Below are 24,669 nucleotides of genomic sequence, written 5' to 3' on the forward strand. Positions count from 1 at the left end.
TTGTCCGGAATCAAGGATCCCGTCTTGAAACATCTCAGGAGCCTGTATGAGCAGGGGCAGAAGTCCGGTCATTTCCTGGCCGATGTACCCTTCGAGGGGTTTATTTTCAATCTGCTGGCCGTGTCGTATTTCATGGTGTCAAATCGCCGCACGCTCAAACGGTCGATCGGACTCGACTGCTCCCGCGCGGAGGTCCGCCAAACCCTGTGCGGGGCAGTGATCCGGCAGCTGAATGCGGGCAGGAGGAGCCGTTTATGATGCCCTCCCTTCTTGGCCTCTACCGGATCGGACAGGGCCCGTCCAGCAGTCACACCATGGGGCCGGTGCGGGCGGCCCGGCTATTCCTCTCCAGGCATCCGGGCGACACCCCGGTTCGCGTGACCCTGTTCGGCGCTTTGGCGGCTACCGGGCGGGGGCATCTGACCGATGCCGCGATTCACGAGGTGCTTGGTCGCCGGTTGGAAGGGATCGTCTGGCAGCCGGACGTTTTTCTTCCCCGCCATCCCAATGCCTTGCGTTTGGAACTGATCCAGGCGGGGCAGCCTTACGACTCGTGGACGGTGTATAGTATCGGGGGCGGGGCGCTGGCGGCGGATGATGGACTGGAGGAGCAGACGGGCGGCCTTTACGCGCTGACCACCATGGAGGGGATCCTGCAATGGTGTCATAACCAAGGACAGCCCTTGACACCAGTATGATATGAGCGGGACGGTAGTGGCGCCTTTACAGCGCGAAGGGCGTCCATTTCGAGGCGCTCTGGTTAGACTCGATGACACGCTTGAGGAACAGCATGCCATCCAACCCATCCTCGACGGTCGGGAAGTCCGCCTGATAGGTCTCATTTCTCAGTCGGGCATCAACGGCCTTGGCAAACTCGTTGTAGATATTGGCGAAGGCTTCCAGGAAGCCTTCCGGGTGGCCCGCCGGTATTCGGGTGAATTTTCCGATTTCCGGGATAGTTCCAGCCCAACCGCGGCGCAGGACCTGCATCGGGGCATCGTTGGTTTTGACCGTCAGTTCTTCCGGGGTTTCCTGGTTCCATACGAGGGAGCCTTTGGAACCGCAGATTTTCAGTGAAAGCCGGTTCTCTTCCCCTGTGTACACTTCGCTGGCATGGATGAGGCCCTTCGCCCCGCCCTTGAAACGGAGCATCACGGAGCCGTCATCATCCAGTGTCCGGCCTTCGACAAACGTGCTGAGATCGGAGCAGAGCGCCTCGATTTCAAGTCCGGTGACATACCGGATCAGGTTTTCAGAATGAGTGCCGATATCGCCCATGCAAGCGGTCGATCCGGCCTGCAGGGGGTCGACCCGCCAGATGGCCTGTTTTCCGGCATTCGGGGCGGCAAGCCAGCCGAGGGAGTATTCCACGATGATCTTGCGGAGCTCACCCAGAACCCCGCTGGCGACCATCGCCCGGGCCTGCTTGACCATCGGATAGGCGGTGTAGTTATACGTCACACAAAAGAGCAGTCCGCTCTCCTTCACTTTTTTATGAAGACGTTGAGCCTGGCTGAAATCAAACGTCATGGGCTTGTCGCAGACCACATGGAACCCGTGATCAAGCGCCTTCATCGCGATATCAAAATGCCGGACGTTGGGAGTCACGATAGACACGAAGTCCATGCGGTCGCCGGGCGGGAGGCGCGACTCGGCTTCAAACAGGAGGTCATAGGAGTCGTAGCAGCGGGCGGCGGGAAGGAACAGTTCCTCGGCCATGGATTTGCTTTTTGCCGGATCCGAGCTGAACGCTCCGCATACGAGTTCGATGTTGCCGTCAAGACGCGCCGTCATCCGGTGAACGCCGCCGATGAACGCGCCGGGACCGCCGCCAACCATTCCCATCCTGATCTTTCGTTTCATCTGCACATCTCCTGTCATTATGGATTACCCGTCCGATTTGAACATAAATGGCCATGAGCTGTAAAGGCCTGGGTCGCGGGAAACTTTAGCAGGGGCGCATGTCACTTCCGTAGGGGTTTTCAAGGACTTCAAATGAAGGCGAAGAAAAAGATTTACCACGGAGACACGGAGACTCATCAGAGAGAGAAAATACAATGTGGCGTTTATCTCGTCCACGGAAATACCGTGGCCAAAATAAACGCCACCCTTCTTGGAGGAAGACCAGAGCGGGAGGAGATGCGTTGTGTGTTTAAGAATCTTATCTTACTCAACGAATTACTCCAGAAAGGGTTGCGGGAATTTCAGATGCGGTACTCCGCAGCTTAAATACCCGCAACATTCTCCCTTTACTTCTCTCTCTGAGCCTCCGTGTCTCCGGTGCGCCAAGAAAGCTTGGCAGAACTTACAAACTGAAAGGTGTTTGTCTCATGAAATGACCGTAGATGAGTAGTAGCATGGACGCGCGGGAAGGTGACTGATCGCGCGGAGCTCCGTGTCTGCGAACGAGTGAGCCATAACGCAAGTGAACTCTCGTCCAAGCCTCGATACACCAATTTCGTGTGGTCAAGATGTCGGAGATTCTGAAGCCAGTAGCCGCCCAACAAAGAACGGGAACGCGATGGGGGCACACGACGGGGTCAAGGGAGATAGCGCGCTCGGATAGTTCTGCACAGGAACTTGGGAGACCCGCCGCACAACATCGGCGGGAGTCGGACGAGGCCGGAGTAGTGAAGAAGCGGGTAACGACCGTGGAGCAAAGGGCCTCTGCATAAGAAGAGCTGAGTCAGGAACGTAAAGGGCTGATGGATGGAAACATCTAAGACAGAATATAGGGATGATTGGGTGCCGACAGTATGCGGTGGTGGAGTTTGACAACCTGCCCAAGCCAGAGCAGTTCGCATTCTGGTACTCGGTCATCAGCAAGGGCCTTTTGGATGTTGCCGTCTTGCTGGACAGCGGTGGAAAGTCATTACATGCCTGGGTCCGGGTGAACCTGCCCGACCGCGCCACGTGGGACAGGGAGATCGGGACGCGGTTCTATGGTCATGAGGGCGTATTCACCGCCATGGGCGCTGACAAGGCCTGCCGAAATTCGTCCCGGCTTTCCCGGTTGCCGGGCCATTTCCGGAGAGAAAAAGGTGAGTTCCAGACTTTGATATATCTCAACCCCGTTGTCGGCGATTCTCACTGACGGGTACTGTGAACTGAAATGTTGCATGCTTAGGGGTTGATTCCGTCAGAAAAAGAAGCCACATTAGCAGGCATTATGCCAAGACCGAAATCCAACAACAAATCAGGATCAGGAAAATCGGCGCTCACAACAACGCCGCCAGCCTATGCTGGACTCGTACCGCCGATTTGACAGCGCGGTTCGGACGTGGGTTTAGTCTCACTAACCTCAAGCAGTTCCGCCAATTCTACGTGACCTTTCCGTTGGGCGAGAAAAACCAGACGCCGTCTGGCCAATTGCCATCCACCCGAAAAGGTCAGACAGTGTCTGGCTTTTCTGCACCCAAGGTAATTTCGCAGACACTGTCTGCAAAATCCGACGTGGCGACCCTCACGGCCCGCTTCCCTCTCCCCTGGTCGCACTACGTCCGCTTGCTTTCCGTGGACAATCCCCAGGCGCGCTTGTTCTATGAGACCGAAGCCCTGCGTGGCGGGTGGTCGGTTCGGCAGCTGGACCGCCAGATCTCGACGCTCTTCTATGAACGCACTGCCCTCTCGCGCGACAAGGCCGCCATGCTCAAGAAGGGTGGCCGGGCCAAGCCCGAGGACCGGGTCACTCCGGAGGAAGAAATCAAGGATCCGCTCATACTCGAATTCCTGGGGCTGAAGGATGAATATTCCGAGTCCCAGCTTGAGGAGGCCCTGATTCAACACCTGGAGTCCTTCCTGCTCGAACTGGGCGGCGATTTCGCCTTCGTCGGCCGCCAGCGACGCCTGCGTATCGGCGCCGAATGGTATCGTGTGGATCTCCTTTTCTTCCACCGCAGGCTCCGCTGCTTGGTGATCATCGATCTCAAACTTGGCAAGTTTACTCATGCTGACGCGGGCCAGATGCACCTCTATCTCAATTACGCCCGTGAGCACTGGGCGCGGCCCGACGAGAATCCACCCGTCGGATTGATCCTTTGCGCCCAAAAAGATTCCTCTCTCGCCCATTACGCCCTCGAAAATCTACCCAACAAGGTTCTCGCAGCCGAATACAAGGTCGCACTCCCTGCCGAAAAGATGCTTGTCGCCGAGATCGACCGGACGCGGAAAGTTCTGGAAGCGCGCGGCGAGATTCGAATTAAAAAGGGATAGACAGCAGCACATAGGCTGGACGCAGCCAGGGCCACTCCGCCGCTCATCCCCCTTGCGGTCTCGGCCCCCAGGGGCCGGACGCTCAGTCGGGCCTGCATGTGGTTCGCGCGCTCACCACCATTCCAGCCCTCCAAGGTGTTCGCACGCTCACCCAGCAAAGCGGCTATGCCTTAGCCCCCTTGCGCCTTATCACCCCCGGTGGGGGTGGGCGCATTGGTTTTGCGGCGCGCCGGCCTCGCGCGGAAGAGCGCCTGCAAAACTCAGGCAGGGGAGTGCCCCTGAACCCCCTTGGAGACGCGCGTGTTGTCCGGCGGCCGGCAGATTCTGGCCAGCGTGGTGATTCCATCATCCCGGTTGTCATCGGCACCCCAAGTTTGCGCCGTCCAACAAAATTCAATGCACTCGCTTCACTCGAAGCCGCCTACGGCAGCAGGTGGGCGAATCATCTTTACATCAATTGTTAATGGGATAGTCTAAAAATGAATTAATCACGGAGGTACAAGCATGTTACGAGCCATAACTGACAAAAGACGAGTGGCAGAGATACATCGTGATTTTATCGAAGCCATCCGACGCGCCCTTGGCCATAGTGCACCCCTGACAATTGGATACAAGGGTGAAACTGGCCAAATGCCGGCCCATTACAATGACGAATTGTGGTTCATCTCTCAACTGAGTCAGAACAGCAATCGGTTTTGGGACGCCTATGGCCTGAATCCTGATTTCAATCGTTCAAATAATATTACAGTCGAAATCAATATTCCCGTCGAAGGCGTTAATCGCACAATTTCAGCTCTTTTCGCGGAAGCGCCTGACACTCAAGAAGTGTTTCTTATCCACCGTGGGAAGGTTGGTGGGGGAAGGCCTGGCATCGGGAAGAACGCTTTCACGGCTTGGTATAATGGTGGTATCGCTACCATCGATGAAAAGGACGGGCGGACAACCGATGCCTATTTGATTACATCGCTTCGAGACCCGCATATGGCGGAAAACGTGGTAAATTTCGTTAAGGCGGTTTCTGAATTTAAGGCATCTGTCATTTCGGCGGGTAAAGGACATAGAACAACAAAAATCGAGGCGCCCGGATTCGATTTTCACGATGAATTTTCAGGCAAGAAGAGTATTCCTGCTCGTGCATCAGTTACAGCAGACTGCAACCATGGACGAGTCGTGTCTGCCTTGAAACGCTATTTGGAATCCAAAGCCCAGTTGCCGGGCCAAAGACTTGTGAATACAAAGAAGATTGATCTAGCCCTAGTCAAGTCTTCGCAACTTATTCATGTCTGGGAGGTAAAAACAGATGTGTCGCTGCAAAACCTTTACACAGGAATAGGTCAATTGATTGTTCACACCATGGGGCAACACAAATGTGACAAGACCTTGGTTTTGCCTGACACACCAAACTTGTCGACTCCTTTCATCGCTGGCTTAGCATCGCTTGGAATATCTGTGATCTATTTCAAACTCGGTCATGAAATTCTCTTAAGTCAACAACCACAGTAAATGGGTATAAAAACTGTGGTCTTGAAATTGGTGTCTCTCCCCAGGGCCCCTCATCTCTGCAATCAGCCAACTGTTCCCAGCCTACTGACCATGGGGCCCCCGCCGCGCCTGTTATTCCCTGAACGAAACTCGGCGAAATATAGTGTAATCCATTGAAATTCAGGTACTTACGGTGAAAATGCGTTTTCTGGTTTTTACAGCATTCAAGTACAAAAACCCCATTAATTCGCATGGTTTATTGCGGGAAAGCACCTATTTCTGGCTGTTTTGGGATCCAATTACATCCATAATTGATCACTGTCGGGTGGCTGGCGGCGGCCATCATATTTGAGATAGTTTTTTTTTGACCTATGACACGTCCGTGCGTGGAATTCAATTGCTGTTCGGCAGGGCGCGATTATTTCAATCGCATTCCGGTTTCACTGTCATGAGTTGTAACTTTTCCGGCTTCAGATACGCCCGTTTGAATCCTTCTTTTACACCGGCAAACATAGGTGACAAGGATACATTTGTTATGAAAAACTGTTATGACTTTTTGTTTTTCAAAAGCGTCTATGTAGATAAAACCCTTTATTTGCAAGGGTTTGGTGAGAATGGCGGAGGGGGAGGGATTCGAACCCCCGTTACCAGTATCCCTTATACTTATCGTTATTTATTAGCAAATAATACATTGCCTACGTCGTTGACATCAGTGAACGTTATCCATTACGTTATCCATAGATTGGAGAAGTAACTGATGCCCAGCATACACAAGAGAGATGGTCGCCCATATTGGTACGCCGCTTTTTACAATGGTGACGGACTTAGATCATTAAAGTCCACCGGTACTAATGATAAGAAAGAAGCCATGCGCCGTTGTCTCGAATGGGCTGAGGCATCAAAGACCGGCCGGGAGGGCCGGCTGACACAAGAACGGGCTCGCAAAGTTTTGGCTGACATATTCGCCAGATCTAACAAGGAAATGCTCCCAACGAGTACGGTAAGGGAATACCTCGAAAGCTGGCTTTCAAAGAAAGAGCTGGAAGTTGAGGAATCCTCCCTTGTGCAGTATCGAACAGCTCGGAATACACTCCTTGACCATTTGGGGGCCAAGGCGAATCGATCTATCGAAACGATCACATTGAGGGACGTTTCAGCGTTGCGTGATACTTTGGCCCGACGCATGGCGGCTGCAAGCGTCAACAAAACGTTAAAGATACTTGGCGGCGTATGGCGCCAGGCCCGGAAAGATGGGTTGATTGATGACGACATATTCTCGAAAATATCTCCTGTGAAGGGGTTGCAAGGCAAGCGCCGACCTTTCACGGGCGAGGAATTAAAACTTATTCTTGGGGTTTCCGATAATGAATGGAGGGGAATGATTCTCTTTGGTTATTATGTCGGTGCTCGTCTGTCGGATATCGCCTCATTGACTTGGGCTAATGTGGATTTCGCCAATAAGGAACTTCACTTTACCGCCCAGAAAACAAAACGCCCAATGCACGTTCCTCTGGCTGGGGTCCTCGTGCAATATCTTATGGCGCTACCGTCCAGTGATGATCCTCATGCTCCCTTATTCCCATCTTCATATGAAGGTAACCGTTCAGGCACTCTGAGTAATCGGTTTTACAACATTATGGTCAGTGCTGGGCTTGTGCCGAAACGCTCTCACGAGAAGGCGAAAGGTGGGCGTGATTCCAGGCGTGTCCTGAATGAACTCTCGTTTCACTGTCTACGCCATTCCGCGGCAAGCGCCTTGCGGAATAATGGCGTAACGGACGTTGTGGCTATGACTTTGTTGGGGCATGAGTCGGCTGCGATCGCAAGAAATTACACGAAGATTGACCGCTCTTCGCTACGAGCCGCTGTTGACAAGCTCCCAGACCTCACAAAGTAATTGTTTAAGGAAAGACGATGATCTCTAGCAATCAAATTGCAGATTGATGCCTTATGAAGAAAAGCCAAAGAAAGGACGTCTTGGATGAGTTGTACCGTGTCGTAGGTTCGGTTGATCCAGACTTTCAGAAAAAGGTTTTGAATAAAGCTTATGAATTTCCCCAAGAAGAGCGGTCGCAAAAGATTGGAGAGTTGTTGGCCCAGCACATCTGGGTGACGAATGGGGCGAAAAGGGCTGCTATTATTTTCACGAATATGATTAAGGGAAAGGACGATTACAAAACATCTGTAAAGGGAAGTGATGCCTTTAAGGAACGGGCGTATAACCATGTCATGCCTGATCATTGTTCGGCTCAAGTGAATGAAGCTAGGCGGTATCTTCAAGAATATTGGAAAGACATAGAGACCGATACGACTATCATCTCTGATGATGATCAAATTAGGGTTGATAAATGGGTGAAAAGGCGGAGGAGTGAAGAGCAGAAAGCCCTTGCTGTGATTCGGCGGAAAAAAGCGATACTTGCCGCAGATAGTGCCCGAGGGCAAAAAGTGCTGAACGCCGCAAAAGAGAGTGGAGCAATTCGGGCACGCCAGTTCCAGCCTCTCATTGACGCTGCGTTAAGAGATCTGGATGAGTATCGGCGGAAGCATTGTCCTCCTGTAGGGACTGTGAGCATTTCGAGTGCCCGCAAGCGTATTGCTGATAAACACAAATGTTCCGCTAAGACTCTCGAACGGCACGATATTGCTCGTCATAAAAAGTAGGGACTGTGGGGGCCACAGTCCCCACGCCCCTATGTCATCGTGGGGGCATGAAGACAAAAACAGCTTGTGATGTTTCTTACAGCGGCGGACGTGCTTCCGCTCCGGTCACCCGGAAATCAATCATACCGCCACTCGGTCCTCAGTGGATTGGCATCCCCTCGGTCGGCCATTGCCCGATCACAGGATTGAGCAGACCACACATCTACAACCTTACCCACAGCCCCGCCTTCGGGCTGGTTGAGGCCCTCCGGCGTGTCTATGTATAACTCCTGCGATCGGCCTTGGGTGATCACGGCGAGTTCCGAGAATATGGGTTACCCGCTAGGGATACACTCATTCCTAGCCAGATTGTTCGAACCCTGGCTATCCTGTAGCGGCAAAGTGAGGGGTGATTGTCGAGGAGCAGGCTCGCAACTCTTGCTCGGCAGATCGAAAAATAACCATCTACTTACCTCTGTAGAGCCCGACTGAATGTCCAGACACACAAAGATGCGCCTCTTGTATATCGCGGGGCGTGTAGGGCATTGTGACATCGGTAAACGTCTGTGATTTAAGGGGAGCCGTTAGCCTTGACCGTTATCCATAACGATATTTTGCCAGCACATTGCTGCTTAATAGGCAATGTTTTCAGGGCATTTATTGAAATGGCGGAGGGGGAGGGATTCGAACCCCCGTTACCAGTGAAGGTAAACATGATTTCGAGTCATGCGCATTCAACCGGGCTCTGCCACCCCTCCATAGGGTTGCGAAAGGCTCGGTAAAACTAGAAAACCCTCCTGATAAAGTCAAGGCATGGTTCGCGCGCCCGGTGAAGGCTTTTATTCAGGGTTGTGAGCGAAAGAGACTTTTTGACAAATTGAACTGAATGATCAGAATATTGCCCAATATTTTGGTTTGAATACGACGGCTAGAAACAATCGCCAGAAAGGGAGCTCATTATGTCGGGAATCGCAACCACGCCAGCAGGTCAGGGAGAAGTCCATGCCAAACGCCTTTTCTTTTGCAGTTGCATCGCGCTCATCTCCACCTCCGTGGCCTTCGCGGTGATTGGCGATATCATGGGGACGCTGAAGACGACGTTTGTCCTGACCAATGCGCAGGTAGGGCAGATCGGGGGGGCCGCCTTATGGGGCTTTACCCTCTCGATCATCGTGCTGGGACCGTTGTGTGATGCGCTCGGCATGCGGTCGCTGTTACGGTTCGCCTGGATTTGTCATCTGGTCGGCCCGCTATTGATGATGGCCGCCACCGGGTTCTGGGCCCTTTTTGCCGGTGCCCTCATCCTCTCGCTCGGGAATGGGACGGTTGAGGCCGCGTGTAATCCCCTCGTGGCCACGCTCTATCCGGACCGCAAGACCCAGATGCTGAACCGCTTCCACGTCTGGTTTCCCGGCGGCATCGTGATCGGTGGCCTGTTGTGTTTCGCGTTCAGTCAATTCGGACTTGGCTCCTATAAGCTGCGTCTGGGGCTCATTCTCATCCCGACCCTCAGCTATGGCCTTCTCTTCCTGGGGCAATCCTTCCCGGTCACCGAGCGCGTCCGCTCCGGTGTTTCGTTCAGCGGCATGGTCCGGGCCACGCTGGGCCGTCCACTGTTCCTGGTGTTTTTCCTTTGCATGGGCATCACCGCCTCGCTGGAACTGGGACCGAACCGCTGGATCCCTGCCATTCTGCAGGCGGGCGGCATGCACGGGATCCTCGTGCTGGTATGGATCTCCGGGCTGATGGCCGTGCTGCGTTTCTTTGCCGGACCGATCGTACACCGCCTGTCGCCCACCGGGATGTTGGTGGGGTCGGCCGTGTTGTCGGGCTTGGGGTTGTTCTGGCTGAGTTACGCCGAAACCATGACCCTGGCCCTGGCCTCGGCCACCGTGTTTGCGTTGGGGGTCTGCTATTTCTGGCCGACCATGCTCGGAGTCGTCGCGGAACGTGTGCCCAAGGGGGGCGCGCTGGCCCTCTCGCTCATGGGCGGCATGGGTATGCTCGCCTCAGGCATGCTCGCGTCCCCCTGGCTGGGCCGCATCGCCGACCAAAACCTGCCTGCGCGACTGGACGCGCCCGGTGCGGTCGCTGTGCTCCAGCAGGTGGTGGAGGTGTATACGCCGCTGGCCTCCGCCGCCCGGGATCCGTTCAAGAGTGAGATCCAGGCCGCGGTCACGGATGCCTCCGCGACCCTGGCGCAGTCCGGCTCCGGGCGTCCCTTGCCTGCTGGAACCGCCAACACGCTGCGCCACGCGGTCTCGGCCGCCGCCTCGGCGCCTGATTCCCCCGAGGCCGGCGCCGTGGTCGCCCAGGTGAAAGCCGTACTGGATCCCGCCGACAATTATGGCGGCCGCATGGCGTTCCGCCGGCTGGCCCCTCTGTCCGTGGTGATCGTGCTGGTGTTCGGGACGATTTATATTTGCGACCGCCGGCGCGGTGGGTATAAGGTGGTCGCGATTGATGCACCCGAAGCAAGGATGGATAAATGAAACATGTCGTCGTGGTGGGGGGTGGATTTGGCGGATTGCGTGTGGTGCGACACCTGGCTGATGCGCCGGTCCGGATTACATTGCTGAACCGCCGGAATTATCATCTGTTCCAACCATTGCTCTACCAGGTGGCCACCGCCGGCTTGGGCCCCACCGATATTGCCCACTCCCTCCGGTCGATCCTGAAGACGCAACGGAATGTCGATATCCGACTGGCTGAGGTCACGCATGTGGATTTGGCCGGTAAGACCGTGGTCACGGATTCGGGCTCCCTGGCTTACGACTACCTGGTGCTGGCGGTGGGCGGGGAAACCAACTTCTTCGGGATGACCTCCATTACGGAACATGCCTTCGGCTTGAAGGATCTGGACGATGCCGAGAATATCCGCAACCATGTGCTGGGCCGTTTCGAGCGGGCGGTCCAGGAGTCGGACCCTCTGAAGCGCCGGGCATTGCTGACCTTTGTGGTGGTTGGCGGCGGGCCGACGGGCGTTGAATGCGCGGGGGCCCTGTCCGAACTGTTCCGCCTGGTCCTCATCCGCGACTACCACCAGCTTAACATCAAGGACGTCCGCATTGTGCTGCTTGAAAACGGGGACCGCCTGCTGGCCGGCTTCCCGGACCGGCTGCGGGCCACCGCCGAAGAGACGCTATGGCGGAAATACGTCGAGGTCCGTTTCGGCGCGGGGGTGTGTGAATACGATGGCACCCATGTGTTGTTGAAGAGCGGGGAGCGGATCCCGGCCCAGACGCTGGTGTGGGCTGCCGGGGTGCGGGCTGAACGGCTGACGAGCGGACTGGGGGTGGAGTTAGACCGGCTTAAGCGTATCCGGGTTCAGCCCACGCTGCAACTCCCGGGGCATCCGGAGGTCTTTGCAATTGGCGATTGCGCCCAACCCGAGGGGGACGGACAAGCGGTCTATCCCATGATCGGTCCCGTCGCGATCCAGCAGGCGGAAGCGGCGGCCACCAACATCTGGCGGCTGCTGGCGGACGAGCCGCTCGAACCGTTCCGGTACCGCGATCCCGGTTCCATGGCCACGATCGGCCGCAACGCCGCAGTCGTGCGGCTGGGCCCCATGCAACTCACTGGGTTTCCGGCCTGGCTGATCTGGCTGGTGGTGCACATCGCCTTCCTGATCGGCTTCCGGAACCGCCTGCTTGTTCTCATCAACTGGTCATGGGATTATTTTTTCTTCGACCGTGCGGTACGGCTAATCACCTCGGAGAAGAAGCTGTAACCGGTGTTGAGCAATTCTTCAAATAGTCCGCAAAACTCAGTTTTCCTCGTTTCTCGGTTTTTAAATCATGCGTGGACATGAACAGCACGAGTTTGCCCATGGCATAATTCGTGGGGGAGAAGAGCTTCAGGATAGGGAGGATGGCCGCACATAATCTGGCCGGCACATGGATAATCCGCGGTTTCTTTCCGTAATGGGCAAAACAGGCCAGGCAGATCTCGTTCCAGCTCATATCTTGCGGTCCGCCTATCTCGACCTCCGTATTGCTCCGGGTCAGGCTGTCCTCCGCCATCACCCGGGCCACGTCCTTTACATCAACGGGCGTAAAGACATTGGTGCCGGGCCCGACGACAACCATCGTGCCTTTTTCCGCCATCCGGCCCATCTCCATGAGGTCGGCAAAAAAACCGCCCGCCCGGAAGATGACCCAATCCAGGCCTGATTTCCTCAGCTCTTTCTTGAAGAGGTATTTGGCCTGTAGCAGCGGGACCCCGTGTGCTTCACCATGCTCGGCGCCGATCGGTGTGATGAAGGCGAACTTCCGTACGCCTTGGGCTTTGGCCGCGTTGAGGAGGTTGAGATTTCCCTGATAGTCCACATCCATGTGGGTTAGCTGACTCCGCATCCGGGTGATGCCAATGCAGGACAGCACCATGTCGGCCCCCTTGCATATCCCCACGAGTTGCTCGGGCTTGGTGACGTCACAAGCCATGGTGGTGAGCCGGGGATGATATAACCCGGCGAACTCCTGCTTACTGAACCCCATGGCGGTAACCTGTGCGTCCTTGTCCAGGAAGGCATTAATCAGCTGTTTACCAAGAGGGCCCCCTGCGCCTGCAATAAAAACGTGCATCGGTCGTCTCCTATTTTTGAAATTCGATCTGCCACTCGGTGGAGGGTAACGCCAGTTTGGTCTCATGATGAGGCGTGGTCAGCGAGCCTTTCTGCTCCGCCAGTTTCCCCAGACAGGTGATTTTGAAGGCACTGCAGGCGTCCAATCCCACGGCCTCCAGAAACGCATCGGTATGAATCAGGACTGATACAATGCCTTTGAATTCACCATTGACCAGGATCGGGTAACGCATGGCCACCAGGCGCGGCTGAATGAGGCTGCCATGACCCGGCTCGCTGAGTTGGGGCTCCGGCTTCTGCTGCATCAGCTTCCAGAAATAATCCAGTTCGCTGACGCGTTTCAGGTCAAACCCCACCGCGAGGAAATCACGCCGGTAGTACACCTGCCGGATGACGAAATTCGTGTCGATCAGGGAGGCCCCGAATACCCCCGGGGTGGCTTCCATGAACGGCTTCATCTGCGCCCGGAAGGTGTCCACCGTGGGCTGTTGGTCTGCAACTCCTTGCAGGCCTTTCATGACACCGGCGACGTAGTTACTGACCGCCTTGGCCATGGTGTCGCCTTCGTTATCCGCGCGGGCGTTGGATATCCCCAGTGTTGCCACCAGAACCATGAGAATCATTGCACTTTTTTTCATCATTATTTTCCTTTTCTTGTTTTTTTATTATTTTTCCAATACATAAACAGACACATACCCAGCGTGATGGGCAACGGTGTGCCACTGCCGGAATTTCGAACGGGTAAACGCCGTCTCCAGCTTGCCCTCGATATTTTCCCGGATCTCCGCCTGTTGGAACAGGAAGTATCCGGCCCAGACGCAAATCGACCCGAACCAGTTTGTCGGGGGGGTGATATCCACGATGATGGTTTTCCCGCCCGGCACCAGGGTCCGCCAGATCTCATTCAAGGCCCGGCACTTGAGGTCGGCGTTGATGTGATGGAAAAACATGGTCGAAACGGCGCAGTCAAAAGAGCTGTCCGCAAAGGGAAGCTGCTCCGCCAGCGTGGACTCGAAAGCGACATTGGGCATCTTCTCCGCCTTGCGGCGTGCGACCTCGATCATCGCCGTCGCGGCGTCGACGCCGACCACGCAGGAGCGTTCCGGGTCGGAAAGGGAGCGGGCGATCTGGCGGGTGAGGGTTCCGGTGCCGCAGCCGACATCCAGGACCTTCTCGCTCCCCTTCAGCGCGAGCAAGGTGATCACTTCGCGCCGGATGACCGCATCGAGGCCGAACATCATCAGGGGTTCAAGCAGATCGTATACGCTGGCCACATGATCCAGAGTACGGCCGGAGGTTTGACGCGCCGGATCTCCCGGCGGTTTGGGCAGGCAGCTGATGCCGCGCGCTGTCAGCATGGTTTGAGTGAGGGTGTCAGAGTGCATATTTCAAGTCCTTCAGGTCCAATGAGTCAAAGAGCACGCTCGCCATGGTGTCGATGGCGGTATTCCGGATATGGAGCCCTTCCCGGCTCATGGCCTTCAATCCGTTGCACAGATAGGTCATCGCCAGCCGGGCGGCCGGGAGTACCACATGGGGCACCTCGCCATGGAGGCGTTCCTCGACTCCCGGTTGCCGGCGGTCGAGAACCTGTTCGTAAGGATCGGACGTCCATTTGAGGCTGGAGAGAATGTAGTTGTGGCGGCGTTCCCGGTGGTCCCGGGCCATGTCGCGGATGTCGTCCAGGATCTGGCACCCGAGTCCAAAGGCCATGAGCGCCTCTTTCAGGGCCATCATTTTCCGCCGGTCCACGCCGCGCTCGATGCGTTCAGGCCCGAGAAACGGCAACTGGAACAGCATGCCCGTTTTCAGGCGGTGGATCGTGTTGAGCACATACTCCGGACGGGGCCGGTCGGTGATCCCGCCTTCCTCGGTGGCCTCCTGCGCGGCGCTGGGAAGCAGCACCTGCAGGGAGCTTTCGGAAAGGAGCGCCGCCTCTTCCCGGGTAATCTGCCCGGCTTGCAGGGCGGAGTTAAGGAGTCGCTGGAGGATGCGGTCGGCGGCCATGATCGCAACGACCTGCCGCATGACGCGGGACTGGCCCGGCATTTGAATGGGCAGCGTTACCTTGTCCTCATTATCCAAAAGATTATCGGCACTGGTGACCCAGATCCGGAACAGGTAGTTGATCGAGCCATAGAGCTGGCGTCGTTCGGGGGCGACGTCCAGCACATGATACGTGGATTGGAAAAGGGTGGAAAACAGGTTGCGTCGCAGGGTCAGCAGCGGACCCGGCGTGGCGGGGAGTTCCACCCTGAAGGCGGCGGGGGTGTCAGGGGGCGACTGCACGACCTCGGCGGCCAGCCGGTGCACCTCGCGCACAATTGCCTGTTGTTCGCCGAAGGCCCGTCCCAGGACCTTGACCGATTCCCACATTGCCATTGCCCGACTTTCGTTCATACTGGTTTTCCCTTTCCTCACCATTTGATCTGTCAAGAGGATGACACGAAACCTCCGGCCGTAGCCATTCAGGAATCATGAAGATTTCTTAAGAAAGCAAAGGGCTCATCTCCGATCCGAGTATTGGCGCTATGTGGGCTGAACGTTTGGTTACAAAGCGAAGAGTGGGTGTGGGGCGGATGTCCCCATCCGCCTGTCTGCGGATCCAACTGGCAAAAAGGCGGATGGGGACATCCGCCCCACACCGCGAGCCACCATACAGAGATGCGCCCGAACGCAACCCCAACCACCCATTTTGCCCCTTGTTGCGGTGGGGATTTCATGGTGTACTCGGTGGTGGATTTGCTGAGGTGATGCACATGCATGTGATGGTTGTGGAAGATGATAAAATGATGGCGGCCGCCCTCGCCAAGGGGATCAGGGAGGACGGCTATTACGTGACGACCTGCGGGACGGCGGCCGATGCCCTGAAACCGGTGGAGGGCGACCCCGTTGACCTGTTTCTCCTGGATATCGGGTTGCCCGACCGGAGCGGGTTGGAGGTGCTGCAGGTGCTCCGGTCCCGGAACTGCGTGGCCCCCGTGATTATCCTGACGGCGCGCGATGCAGTGCGGGATCGTGTCAAGGGACTGGATGCCGGCGCGGATGATTATCTTGTAAAGCCCTTTTCCCTCGCGGAATTACTGGCGAGAATCCGGGCCCGGCTCCGCCGCCCCGAGGCTCCGAATGCGGCGATCCTGAAGGTGGATGAGCTGGCCATCGATGTGTTGAACCGGAGGGTCATGCGGGGCGCCAGCGAGATCACCCTGACCGGTCAGGAGTTCGAGTTGCTCAGGTACCTTGCGGTGAATGTCGGGAAAACGGTGTCGCGCGAGATGATCGCCCGGGATGTCTGGCACATTGAGTCACGGGCGACCCCTTTGGATAATGTCATTGACGTCCATATCTCGCATTTGCGGGCGAAGGTAGACCGGGGCTTTGACAAGGAGTTGATCCGGACCGTCTATGGCGTCGGGTTTGCACTGAAGGGAAACAAATGAAAACACCGTTGCGTCTGCGCATGTTCTACTGGTTGGTGGCCCTGCTGGTGCTCTTTGTGGCCCTGCAGTTCGCCATCTTCAGCATCATCGAGTTCCGTGCCTGGATACATCATCCGGAAGGACGGTTGCGTGAACATCTGATGGAGGCGGTTACGGGAGTGGGCTGGGATCTGGCCATGCTTCCCCTGCTGATCTGGGTCGCCTGGTGGATTTCACGGTGGATGATCCAGCCGGTCAGGACCATTACCCTGGCGGCTGACAACATCTGTGCCGGCCATTTTGAAGAGCGGATCTCCACCGGCGATATGCCCGATGATGAGATGCGGCGCATGGCCACCACGATCAATGCCGCCTTCGACTATTATCATGAGGCCGTCGAGCGCTTGCGCCGGTTCAGCGGTGACGCCTCGCATCAATTGCGGACGCCCCTGGCGGCGATGCAAAGCGTGGGGGAGGTCGCCCTGTCACGCGACCGCCCGCCCGAGGAGTACCGGCAGGCGCTGGCGGATATGCTGGAAGAAGTCAGGCGGATGGCGCGCGTGACCGAACAGTTGCTGAGGCTCGCCCGACTGGAACGGACAGAAGTCCGCGCCTCCTTTGTCCGGATGGACATCGGGCAAGTCGCGCACCGGACGGCGGAGATTTATCAGCCGTTGTGCGAGGAGAAACGGGTGAATTTGCGCCTGGAGACCGAGGAGGGGCTTCAGGTGCTGGGGAATGGAGATCTGTTGGTGGAGATGCTGGCCAACCTTCTTGACAATGCCCTTCGGGTTACCCCGAACGGAGGAGATATTCTCATGAAAGTGGAGCAGGAGTCTGCGGGCGGGGTGCTGATCACCGTAGCCGATACGGGGCCGGGGATCGCTCCGGAATTGGCCGGGCGCGTGTTCGAGTTGTTCGGGCAGGTCCCCGGAACCCGTCAGACGGGTGCCGGCCTCGGTCTGGCGATCGTGGCGGCCATTGCCAAAGCCCATGGCGGCCAAGTAGAACTGAGTACCCTGCATGCCCGTGGCGCGGTGTTCCATGTGCGGCTACCGCTGCTGCCGTCCATGTCGTGAGGCGGGCCGGTTACTTCCCCCAGAAGGGCAGGAGCGCTTTCTCGATCCAGTAGCCAAGGAGGGCGGTGACCGGAATGGTCAGCACCCAGGCCCAGACAATGCGACCGACGATGCCCCACTTCACGGCGCTGAGCCGCTTGGTGGCGCCCACCCCCATAATAGAGGTGGAGATGACGTGGGTGGTGGAGAGCGGAATCCCCCAGTGGGTGGCGATGGAAATGACGGTGGCCGCCGTGGTTTGAGCAGCAAAGCCGTGGATCGGCTGCATCCGCACGATCTTGTGGCCCATGGTCCGGATAATGCGCCAGCCGCCGGCGGCGGTGCCTGCGGCCATGGTGAGGGCGCAGGTAACCTTGATCCAGGTGGCGACCGTGAACTCGGGGGTTCTCAGAAATTCCAACCAGGGGGGCAGGACGCCGAAGGCGTTACTTTTAGTGGTCGCCGTGAAGAGAATCAGGGCGATGATCCCCATGGTCTTCTGGGCGTCGTTGGTGCCATGGCTGAAGCTGATCCAGGCGGCGCTGGCCAGTTGGAGTTTGGAGAAAATCTTATTGATCAGCAGGGGCCGCATTTTGTGAAGCAACACGACCAGCAGGCCCATCAGCAAGGCCCCACCAATAAACCCGACGGCAGGGGAGACAAACATCGGCATGATCACCTTGGGCCAGAGCCCCTCCGTGTGGCCGGTGACGGGATTGGATACGGCCCATTTGATGACATGCCAGTTCCCCTGGGAGGAGGCCAGCGTAGCCCCGCAGAGGCTCCCGATCAGGGCGTGGCTTGAACTGGACGGCAGTCCCAGCCACCAGGTCAGCAGGTTCCAGATGATGGCCCCCAGCAGGGCGGCCAGAATGGTGTCGATCCCCACATAGGCCGTATCCACCAACCCTTGTCCAATCGTTTTGGCCACCGAGATCCCGGCCATGGCACCCAGAAGATTGAAGCAGGTGGCCATGAACACGGCTTGCCGCGGGCTCAGGACCTTGGTCGATACCGTGGTGGCAATGGAGTTGGCCGTGTCATGGAAGCCGTTGATGTACTCAAAGGCCAGGGCGATCACTAACACTATCAGGATGAGGGTGAGCATGCGTGTGTTCTTCGGGTTACAAGGTTCGTGGTCAGGAATACTTCAGGACGACCTGGAAGATGATATTCCCCACATCACGACAGCGGTCGATGATCTTCTCCAGGGTCTCGTGCAGATCGAGGATGATGATGACCTTGAGCGGGTCATGCTTTCCACTGTACAAGTCCTTGACCAGATCGAGCATCAATTTGTCGGCTTCGCCTTCCAGGTAATGGAGCCGGTTATTGAATTCCTTTACGTCCTCGAGATGGGCCCGGGCCCGGAGTTTTTTGACCATCTGGGACACGGTGTCCGTGGTTTGATCCAGGATGGCGGCCTGTTCCAGGAAATTCACATCCTTCAGCATGCCTTTGCACAGCATGTATTTCTCGCTGAATTTCTCAGCGGTTTTCGGGATTTTGTAGAGGGCCAGGGAGAGGGATTCAATGTCCTCACGTTCCAGTGGCGTCACGAAGGTTTTGCACAATTCTTCTGTGATCTGCTCGGTAATGCGCTTGTCCTTGCGGCGGGACTGGATGAAATCGCCCATGGAGGTCGTGCTTTCCGGCGTTTTGATCAGGGTCAGCAACAGTTGGACGCTAGCCTTGGCTTCGTCCGCGCTGGCTTCCAGAAGGTTGAAGAATTTGTCGTCGTACCCGAGTAGTCGTCTGATGGCTGTTATCATGGAGTGAACTTATGCCACAATGAGTTGCAAAAATCACGAACATTTCCTCACGAACTTCTAACAAGAAACGCTTTCCCTTTACCGGTGAGTTTGCCTAGTATGTTGGACAGTTAAAGGACGCCTATGGCTAAAGAACATATTTTTGTCGTCGAGGATGAACGGGATATCCTTGAGCTGCTAACCTACAACCTGACCCGGGACGGGTACGAGGTGACGGGGCTGGCCAATGGAGAGCTGGTGCTTGGGGCGATCTCCCGGAACAAGCCGAATCTGGTTCTTCTCGATCTGATGCTGCCGGGAGTAGGGGGACTGGAGATCTGCCGGTTGCTGAAAGCCAAGCCTGAAACGGCCGGAATCCCGATTATCATGGTCACTGCCAAGGGGGAGGAGTCGGATGTGGTGGTCGGGCTGGAAATGGGGGCGGACGACTATGTGGCTAAGCCGTTCAATATGAAGGTGTTGCTCGCGCGGATTCATGCGGTGCTGCGACGCCGTGAAAAGGGGCCGGCCAAGGCCGGTGAACAGCTCGCGATACATGACATCGTGATCAATCCCGGCCGGCATGAGGTGATGTGCGGGAAGACCGCGTTGGACCTGACCGCGTCGGAGTTCCGGCTGCTCCATTTCCTGGCGCAGCGACCGGGTTGGGTATTCACCCGTGAGCAGATTGTGGATGGGGTGAAGGGGGAGGATTACGCCGTCACCGACCGTGCGGTGGATGTCCAGATGGTTTCCCTGCGGCGCAAACTGGGGCGGCGGGCGGACTATCTCGAAACGGTCCGCGGGGTGGGCTATCGCTTCAAGGAGTGAGCATGCGAACGAAACGACTATTCTGGCGGATTTACATCTATTTTCTAATAGTGACCCTCGGGGCGTTGGCGGCAACGGCCTGGTACGTTGACCGGTCCTTGTATTCCTTTCATCAGCAGCAGGTGGCCGCAGACCTGTTGGCCCGCGCCCAGATTATTGCCCGTGAACTCACCCCCCCCCTGGGGCAGGATGCCGCGGGGTTGAATCAGTTGGTCAATGACCTGGGCCGGATGACATTGACGCGCGTGACGATTATGACCACCGACGGACGGGTGGTGGCCGACTCCTCTGAAAACCCGGCCGGTCTTGAGAATCACCGGAACCGGCCGGAGGTCATGGAGGCGCTGGCAGGCCGGACCGGGCAGGCGTCGCGCTATAGTGACACCCTGCGTCGTCGCCTCATGTATCTGGCGATTCCGGTCTGGCAGAATGGTACGGTCGCCGGGGTCGTTCGGGTCTCGCTCCCCCTGGCGGTGATTGATGACGCCCTCAAGGCGCTCTACGGCAGCATGGCCATGGGCGGGCTGATCGTGGCCGGCTTGTTTGCCCTGGTGGCCCTCGCGCTCTCGCAACGGATCACCCGGCCGCTCGAACACATGCGGCAGGCTTCCGAGCAGTTTGCGAAAGGGGAGCTGACCGCCCGGATTCCGGTGCCGGACACGGCGGAAATGGGCGCGCTGGCCCAGACCATGAATAAGATGGCGCTCCAACTTCATGACCGGGTGCGTACCGAGGCGTTGCAGCATAATGAGCAACGGGCGGTGCTGGCGAACATGGTGGAGGGCGTTCTCGCCGTGGATCTGGCGGAGCGGGTCCTTCTCATCAATCCTGCCGCCTGCCACCTTCTGGGGCTGAAGCCGGACGAGGCGCGGGGCCGCCACATTCTGGAAACGGTTCGCAATATCGAATTACAGGAATTCCTGGGGGTGACCCTTGCGGCGCCGGGTCCGACGGAACGGGTGATCGTGCTGCGTGGTGAATCGGAACGCGTCATTCAGCTCCACGGCGCGGCGCTTAAGGATGCAGATGGAAATAATATCGGGGCACTGGTGGTCATGAATGACATTACGCGCCTGAAGCGGTTGGAAACCATGCGGCGTGATTTTGTGGCCAATGTGTCGCATGAGCTGAAGACCCCCATTACGACGCTGAAAGGCTGTGTGGAAACCTTGTCCGACGGGGCGGTCCACAACCCCGGGGAGTCGATGCGGTTTCTGGAGATGATGGGGCGCCATGTGACCCGGCTGGAATTGATGGTGGAGGATCTGCTGGCATTGTCCCGGCTGGAGTTTGAGTCGGAACGAGGGGAGATCGTGCTGGGTTTGGGGTCAGTGCATGATGTCCTGTCCCGTGCCGTCCAGTCGTTTGCCAAACGGGCGGAGGCCCGGGGGATTCTGCTGGTGCTGGATTGTCCGGACTCGCTGCAGACCTTGATTAATGCGCCTCTGCTGGAACAGGCGGTCGGGAATCTTCTCGATAATGCCATCAAGTACAGTCCTGAGGAAACGCGGATTACGGTGACCGGGGGGCAGACCCAGGACGTTGTGGAGATCCGGGTGGCGGATCAGGGGCACGGGATTGAACGGCACCATTTGGAACGCATTTTTGAACGGTTTTACCGGGTGGACCAGGCGCGCAGTCGCGCCATGGGGGGGACCGGCCTGGGCTTGGCTATCGTCAAACATATTGCCATCGCCCATCACGGCAGCGTCTCGGTGGAAAGTGTCCCCGGCCAGGGCAGCACGTTTATTTTGCGTCTTCCGCAGGCAACAAAGAATTCTTAGACAGAATTTACAGAATGAGACAGAATTGAGGAGACGATCTTAAATTCTATTTTGTATATTTTGTGCATTCTGTCAGAAAATGAATACCCAACAGATTGGTGAAGACAACTTGATCCGGCGGCTGAAACGGCTGGTGCCGGGGCGTGCGGATGTGGTCGCCGGAATCGGCGACGACTGTGCCGTGGTCCGCCCGGGCCGGCGTGACCCCTATGATCTGCTTCTGAAAAGTGATCCGGTTATTGAGGGTGTTCATTTCCTGCCGGAGGCCAGCGGGGTCGCGATCGGGCATAAAGCGCTGGGCCGGGTATTGAGTGATCTGGCGGCCATGGGCGGCGAGCCGTTGTGGATTCTGGTGGATCTGGTGGCCCCGCCCACCGCTTCAGTAGCCCATATTGAGGCCGTGTATAAAGGGATGGCCCGGTTGGCCCGCCGGTATGGTGCGGCGATTGTCGGAGGCGATACCAGTAGTGGAAAAGTCCTGGAAGTGCATGTGTTTGCCGCGGGGCGTGTCCCCCGCGGGAAGGCGATCCTGCGGTCGGGGGCGCGGCCGGGGGATGCCCTTTATGTCACGGGGGCTCTGGGCGGCAGCGGATTGGGCCGCCATTTACGCTTTGAGCCGCGGCTGAGCGAGGGGCAATGGCTGCGTGAGGCGGCCGGGGTCACCGCGATGATGGATGTCAGTGATGGGCTGGCCACGGATGTGCGCCGGTTGGCGGCCGCCAGCGGCACCGGGGTGGTGCTGGATCTCGGGCGCATTCCTGTGGCCGGAGCGGCCCGCCGCCTCAAGGATCAACGGTCGGCGCTGGAGCATGCGCTTGCAGATGGGGAGGATTTTGAATTACTCTTCACCGTGCAGGAGCGGAAGGCCCGGTCGTTTGAGGCGGCCTGGGCCAAGGCCTTCCTCCTGCCTTGCACACGGATTGGCGAGATGACGGCGAAGCCGGGCCGGGTGGAAGGCCGGGATGGACAGGATTGCAAACCATTGACGATTCATGGATATGAACATTTTAGTCGTTGAATCCAACAGTGTGAAAGACACGCATAAACTGGCACGGCATGTGTTGAAGCAGTTGCCGGGGCCACAGGTGTTGGCGTTGCATGGGGACCTCGGGAGCGGGAAGACCTGTTTTGTACAGGGGCTGGCCCTTGCCCTGGGTGTGGATCGGCCGGTGACCAGTCCGACCTTTACGCTGGTCCATGAATATCCCGGGCTACGGCCGCTGGTGCATGTGGACCTCTATCGCCTGCGTGATTCGCTGGACGCCCTGATGCTGGGGCTTGAGGAATATTTCGACGCCGCCGGCATTACCGCCATTGAATGGGCCGAACGGGCCGAGGATATTTTTCCGCCCCGGACCATCCATATTTTCTTCGAGACCCTGGCCGTCTCCCATGCCCGCCGCATCACGATCAAATCGTTGATCAAATTAAGCCAGTAGGCAGTGAGCAGTAAGTGTCCTCTGCCCACTGCTTACTGGCTCACTCTCTTCCGTCATTGCATCCCGCCGTCGGCTTCGCTAGCATCATCCCGCTTTTAATGAACCAACGTTTGGGGTGATTTATGCTGGATATCAAATTGATTCGTGATCATGAGGACCAGGTGCGGCAGGGCTTATTGTCTCGTGGCGCCAGTCTGGAATTCCTGGATGCGGTGGTGGCCGATGATGGGTTGCGCCGTAAGCTGGTGACCGAGGTCGAGAACCTGAAAAATCAGCGCAATGTGGTTTCCAAGGAAATCGGGATGCTCAAGAGCAAGGGCCAGGATACCGCCGCGACCCAGAAAGCCATGCGCGAGCTGGGCGACCTGATTGTCCAGAAGGATGGCGAAGTCCGTGATATTGACAGCCGTCTCAAGGACAACCTGCTGCGGATCCCCAATCTTCCGCACCACAGCCTGCCCGACGGGCTGGACGCCGCGGCCAATGTGGTGGCGCGCACGTATGGGGTGGCCAAGACGTTTGCCTTTCCGCCCAAGGGGCATGTGGACGTGGGGGAGCGGCTCGGGATCTTTGATTTCGCCCGGGGCGCCCGCATGACCGGTTCCGGGTTCCCGCTGTATCTGGGGCAGGGCGCTAAGTTGCAGCGCGCGCTCATCCAGTTCATGCTGGATCTTCATACGACCGAGCATGGGTATACGGAAATGCTCCCGCCGTTTGTGGTCAATACCGCTTCCATGATCGGTACCGGTCAGTTGCCCAAGATGGCGGAGGATATGTATCACGCGACCGACGACCTCTGGCTGATTCCCACGGCCGAAGTGCCGGTCACGAATTATTACCGGGATGATGTGATCGACAAGGCGCTGCCGGTTTATCTGACGGCCTACACGCCGTGTTTCCGCCGTGAGGCCGGAGCCGCCGGCAAAGAGACCCGTGGCATTATCCGGGTCCATCAGTTCGATAAGGTGGAGATGGTCAAGTTTGTCGAGCCGGCCACGTCCTATGCGGAGCTGGAATCGTTGGTCGTGAATGCCGAGGAGGTGTTGCAGCGGTTGGGGCTTCATTACCGGGTCCTGTCGCTCTGCAAGGGCGATATCAGTTTTGCCGCCGCCAAGTGTTATGACATTGAACTCTGGGCCCCCGGGCAGAATGGATGGCTGGAAGTCTCCTCCTGCAGTAATTTTGAGTCATTCCAGGCGCGGCGTGCCAACATCCGGTACCGGCGTGCGGATGGGAAGCTGGACTTTGTTCACACCTTGAATGGCTCCGGCGTGGCGTTGCCGCGGCTGATGGTGGCTATTCTGGAGAATGGGCAGCAGGCAGACGGATCCGTGATCCTTCCCGACGCGATCGTTCCCTATATGGGCGGGATCCGCCAGCTGACGCCAGTGGGCAGTGGGCAGTAGGCAGTGGGTGTCCCGTCCGGCTGTAGATTGACACTTTTCAATAAAGGAGAAAAGTGCGATGC

23 protein-coding genes, 1 tRNA gene and 1 pseudogene are annotated in these 24,669 nt (G+C 57.4%); 17 read left to right on the plus strand and 8 right to left on the minus strand.

Features of this window, described 5'->3' with window-relative positions:
- Complete coding sequence (locus WCS52_16780) at positions 1-258, plus strand: hypothetical protein (GenBank protein MEI6168839.1); 258 nt, start codon at positions 1-3, stop codon at positions 256-258.
- Positions 255-698, plus strand: a complete 444-nt coding sequence (locus WCS52_16785) for a serine dehydratase beta chain (GenBank protein ID MEI6168840.1) — start codon at positions 255-257, stop codon at positions 696-698. Before WCS52_16780 ends, WCS52_16785 begins: the two co-directional genes overlap by 4 nt.
- 25 nt (positions 699-723) lie before the next feature.
- On the opposite strand, the gene WCS52_16790 is transcribed toward WCS52_16785, so the two are convergent.
- Positions 724-1,863, minus strand: coding sequence for a Gfo/Idh/MocA family oxidoreductase (locus WCS52_16790; protein MEI6168841.1), 1,140 nt, complete (start codon positions 1,861-1,863; stop codon positions 724-726).
- A gap of 874 nt (positions 1,864-2,737) precedes the next feature.
- On the opposite strand from WCS52_16790, the gene WCS52_16795 reads away from it, so the two are divergent.
- The 6 genes and pseudogenes from WCS52_16795 to WCS52_16820 all read left to right on the plus strand — a co-directional run bounded on the left by WCS52_16795 (position 2,738) and on the right by WCS52_16820 (position 8,621).
- Positions 2,738-3,094 (plus strand): hypothetical protein, encoded by a 357-nt coding sequence (locus tag WCS52_16795; protein MEI6168842.1) that lies wholly within the window; start codon positions 2,738-2,740, stop codon positions 3,092-3,094.
- Between the two features lie 158 nt (positions 3,095-3,252).
- Positions 3,253-4,212: pseudogene (locus WCS52_16800) on the plus strand (PDDEXK nuclease domain-containing protein).
- 504 nt (positions 4,213-4,716) lie between these two features.
- Positions 4,717-5,715, plus strand: a complete 999-nt coding sequence (locus tag WCS52_16805) for a hypothetical protein (GenBank protein ID MEI6168843.1) — start codon at positions 4,717-4,719, stop codon at positions 5,713-5,715.
- 736 nt (positions 5,716-6,451) lie between these two features.
- Positions 6,452-7,591, plus strand: a complete 1,140-nt coding sequence (locus WCS52_16810) for a tyrosine-type recombinase/integrase (protein MEI6168844.1) — start codon at positions 6,452-6,454, stop codon at positions 7,589-7,591.
- 53 nt (positions 7,592-7,644) lie between these two features.
- Positions 7,645-8,355: a hypothetical protein gene (locus WCS52_16815; GenBank protein MEI6168845.1), complete on the plus strand. Its 711-nt coding sequence runs from the start codon at positions 7,645-7,647 to the stop codon at positions 8,353-8,355.
- A 47-nt stretch (positions 8,356-8,402) separates the two neighbouring features.
- On the plus strand, positions 8,403-8,621 hold the full coding sequence (locus tag WCS52_16820; protein MEI6168846.1) for a hypothetical protein: 219 nt from the start codon (positions 8,403-8,405) through the stop codon (positions 8,619-8,621).
- 379 nt (positions 8,622-9,000) lie between these two features.
- On the opposite strand, the gene WCS52_16825 is transcribed toward WCS52_16820, so the two are convergent.
- Positions 9,001-9,092, minus strand: a tRNA-Ser gene (locus WCS52_16825).
- A 201-nt stretch (positions 9,093-9,293) separates the two neighbouring features.
- On the opposite strand from WCS52_16825, the gene WCS52_16830 reads away from it, so the two are divergent.
- Both WCS52_16830 and WCS52_16835 read left to right on the plus strand, forming a co-directional pair.
- Positions 9,294-10,826: an MFS transporter gene (locus tag WCS52_16830; GenBank protein ID MEI6168847.1), complete on the plus strand. Its 1,533-nt coding sequence runs from the start codon at positions 9,294-9,296 to the stop codon at positions 10,824-10,826.
- A complete protein-coding gene (locus WCS52_16835; GenBank protein MEI6168848.1) occupies positions 10,823-12,067 on the plus strand; it encodes an NAD(P)/FAD-dependent oxidoreductase in 1,245 nt (414 codons plus the stop codon). Before WCS52_16830 ends, WCS52_16835 begins: the two co-directional genes overlap by 4 nt.
- Here WCS52_16835 and WCS52_16840 read toward each other — a convergent pair.
- From WCS52_16840 to WCS52_16855, 4 genes are read right to left on the minus strand one after another with little or no spacing between them, the layout of a single operon-like run.
- A complete protein-coding gene (locus WCS52_16840; protein ID MEI6168849.1) occupies positions 12,045-12,920 on the minus strand; it encodes an SDR family oxidoreductase in 876 nt (291 codons plus the stop codon). The two genes, WCS52_16835 and WCS52_16840, sit on opposite strands and share 23 nt — an antisense overlap.
- A gap of 10 nt (positions 12,921-12,930) precedes the next feature.
- Entirely contained in the window at positions 12,931-13,560 is a 630-nt protein-coding gene (locus WCS52_16845; protein ID MEI6168850.1) for a hypothetical protein, read from the minus strand.
- A 24-nt stretch (positions 13,561-13,584) separates the two neighbouring features.
- Positions 13,585-14,304 carry a methyltransferase domain-containing protein gene (locus tag WCS52_16850; protein ID MEI6168851.1) on the minus strand — a complete coding sequence of 240 codons (720 nt, stop codon included), beginning with the start codon at positions 14,302-14,304 and terminating at the stop codon, positions 13,585-13,587.
- Entirely contained in the window at positions 14,294-15,319 is a 1,026-nt protein-coding gene (locus WCS52_16855) for a hypothetical protein (GenBank protein ID MEI6168852.1), read from the minus strand. The genes WCS52_16850 and WCS52_16855 overlap by 11 nt, the downstream gene beginning before the upstream one ends.
- A gap of 359 nt (positions 15,320-15,678) precedes the next feature.
- On the opposite strand from WCS52_16855, the gene WCS52_16860 reads away from it, so the two are divergent.
- Positions 15,679-16,359 carry a response regulator transcription factor gene (locus WCS52_16860; protein MEI6168853.1) on the plus strand — a complete coding sequence of 227 codons (681 nt, stop codon included), beginning with the start codon at positions 15,679-15,681 and terminating at the stop codon, positions 16,357-16,359.
- On the plus strand, positions 16,356-17,417 hold the full coding sequence (locus tag WCS52_16865) for an ATP-binding protein (protein ID MEI6168854.1): 1,062 nt from the start codon (positions 16,356-16,358) through the stop codon (positions 17,415-17,417). Before WCS52_16860 ends, WCS52_16865 begins: the two co-directional genes overlap by 4 nt.
- A 10-nt stretch (positions 17,418-17,427) precedes the next feature.
- Here WCS52_16865 and WCS52_16870 read toward each other — a convergent pair whose 3' ends face one another.
- A complete protein-coding gene (locus tag WCS52_16870; GenBank protein MEI6168855.1) occupies positions 17,428-18,504 on the minus strand; it encodes an inorganic phosphate transporter in 1,077 nt (358 codons plus the stop codon).
- A gap of 31 nt (positions 18,505-18,535) precedes the next feature.
- On the minus strand, positions 18,536-19,168 hold the full coding sequence (locus WCS52_16875; GenBank protein ID MEI6168856.1) for a DUF47 family protein: 633 nt from the start codon (positions 19,166-19,168) through the stop codon (positions 18,536-18,538).
- A 123-nt stretch (positions 19,169-19,291) separates the two neighbouring features.
- On the opposite strand from WCS52_16875, the gene WCS52_16880 reads away from it, so the two are divergent.
- The 5 genes from WCS52_16880 (at position 19,292) to serS (ending at position 24,607) form a co-directional block, all read left to right on the plus strand.
- Complete coding sequence (locus tag WCS52_16880; protein ID MEI6168857.1) at positions 19,292-19,978, plus strand: response regulator; 687 nt, start codon at positions 19,292-19,294, stop codon at positions 19,976-19,978.
- A gap of 2 nt (positions 19,979-19,980) precedes the next feature.
- Positions 19,981-21,762 carry an ATP-binding protein gene (locus WCS52_16885; protein MEI6168858.1) on the plus strand — a complete coding sequence of 594 codons (1,782 nt, stop codon included), beginning with the start codon at positions 19,981-19,983 and terminating at the stop codon, positions 21,760-21,762.
- A gap of 79 nt (positions 21,763-21,841) precedes the next feature.
- Positions 21,842-22,780: a thiamine-phosphate kinase gene (locus tag WCS52_16890; protein ID MEI6168859.1), complete on the plus strand. Its 939-nt coding sequence runs from the start codon at positions 21,842-21,844 to the stop codon at positions 22,778-22,780.
- The gene (gene tsaE, locus WCS52_16895; protein MEI6168860.1) at positions 22,761-23,201 is read left to right on the plus strand and encodes a tRNA (adenosine(37)-N6)-threonylcarbamoyltransferase complex ATPase subunit type 1 TsaE; all 441 of its coding nucleotides are present in this window, start codon (positions 22,761-22,763) and stop codon (positions 23,199-23,201) included. The genes WCS52_16890 and tsaE overlap by 20 nt, the downstream gene beginning before the upstream one ends.
- Before the next feature lie 122 nt (positions 23,202-23,323).
- Entirely contained in the window at positions 23,324-24,607 is a 1,284-nt protein-coding gene (serS, locus tag WCS52_16900; GenBank protein ID MEI6168861.1) for a serine--tRNA ligase, read from the plus strand.
- Positions 24,608-24,669 lie beyond the last annotated feature (62 nt).

Source organism: bacterium (assembly GCA_037128595.1).
GTDB lineage: Bacteria > Verrucomicrobiota > Kiritimatiellia > CAIKKV01 > CAITUY01 > JAABPW01.